Here is a 1,584-nt window from a genome sequence, read left to right as displayed (position 1 = left end):
CTAGCAGGCTGTCGGGTTAAGGGGCTCGAACCGCAGATGCAGCGTCCCCTCGTTGGTTTTTCCGCAGGGTAATTGGTCATGCGGCTGGAAAGACGCTGTTGACCCTCCCTGCGCCGATTCTGGCCCCGTTATGCGGGGCCAGATGAGGGGGTTTCCCTCACCCTGCCGTCAGGCGGTGCATCCGCTTGATGTTCCAGGCCATGGTGGCCAAGCGCCATTCACCGCTGACCTTGTCGAGACCGCGCAGCGAGACCTGCCGGAACCCCATCACGTGTTTGATGATGCCGAAGACCGGCTCCACCGTGTGCTTGCGCAGCGCATACAGCGCTCGTCCTGCTCGCGTCTTCAGGCGGTGCGCCATCTGCTCGACAGGGTCCGCCACGTCCGGCGCCGGGGGATCGGCAGCGAAGCGCTCGAAGACCGGCAGATGGTGGACATCGCGCTTCATGGCCAGCAGCGGCTCGATGTCATGCGCCTGGCAGGCCTCGACATTGGCGGCACTGAAGTAGCCGGTGTCGGCCAGCAGGCGGGTGGGTCGTCCCAGGGCCTCGGGATAGCCCTGCCAGGCGGTCAGCAAGGGCATGACCTGCTGCTTGTCGTTGGTGGCCTGGGTGACATGCACGTGGGTGACCAACATGGTGTCGGTATCGACAGCGGCCTGGGCGTTGTAGCACTGATCGAAGCCCTTGCCGGTGACCGGCATGATGCGCGATTGCGGATCGGTAAGGTTGACCTGGTCCTTGTCGCGCGGGCCTCCCGTCGGGGGCTTGGGATCACGCCCTCGGGGCTTTTCTCCTGCGCTTCGTTGCGTCTCGCGCTGCGCCACCTTCTCCTGGTAGGCCGCTTGCTCGACAGCATCCCGCTCCTCGGCTCGCGCTTCGATCCTGGCCTTGGCCTCGGCGATCGCGGCCAGGCGTTGTTCGCGCCGAGCAATCTCGGCCGGGATGTCCATGCCATCGGACGCGTCGTCCCGATCGGCCGCCTCGGCCCGCTGGGTCAGCGCCTTCACCTCGGCCTTGAGCTGGGCTTCCAGCTTCTTGGCATGGCCATACGACAATGCCTTGTGCTTGCTGGCATTGGCCTTGAGTTTGGTGCCGTCCAGGGCGATGGTACCGAGCTTGAGCAGCTTCATCTCGCGGGCCAGCAACAGCACCTGGACGAACAGCTGCTCCAGTTCGGGCAGGAAGCGCCGCCGAAAGGTGGCCAGGGTATCGTGGTCGGGATGGGTGTTGGCGGCCAGGTAGCGGAAGGCCACGGAGTCATAGGTGGCGCGCTCGATCTTGCGGCTGGAATACACCCCGGTGGCATAGCCGTAGACCAGCAGGCTCAGCAGTACACCCGGGTGATGCGCCTTGTGCCCCCGGCCGGCGTAGCGACGCGTCAGTGCCGAGAGATCCAGTTGCTCGACCACCTCCACGACGAAGCGCGCCAGGTGGTCATCGGGCAGCCACTCATCCACGGAAGGCGGCAGAAGATAGTCGGTCTGGCGGTCAACAGGGATGAAGCGGCTCATGGCGTCGTTCCGGTGATGGCGGCATGATGCGAGTATCGCACGACGTTATCGAAAACCCGACAGCCTGCTAG

General features: G+C 65.0%; 1 protein-coding gene. It reads right to left on the bottom strand.

Annotated elements, in window-relative coordinates; genetic code table 11:
- Positions 1 to 157 precede the first annotated feature (157 nt).
- The gene (locus BMY30_RS17435; RefSeq protein ID WP_089715941.1) at positions 158 to 1,513 is read right to left on the bottom strand and encodes an IS1182 family transposase; all 1,356 of its coding nucleotides are present in this window, start codon (positions 1,511 to 1,513) and stop codon (positions 158 to 160) included.
- Positions 1,514 to 1,584: the final 71 nt, after the last annotated feature.

Source organism: Halomonas daqiaonensis (assembly GCF_900109725.1).
In the GTDB taxonomy this organism is placed as follows: Bacteria; Pseudomonadota; Gammaproteobacteria; order Pseudomonadales; family Halomonadaceae; genus Halomonas; species Halomonas daqiaonensis.
Note: the sequence above shows the minus strand (reverse complement) of the source record. Positions and strands in the feature narration are given on the sequence as shown.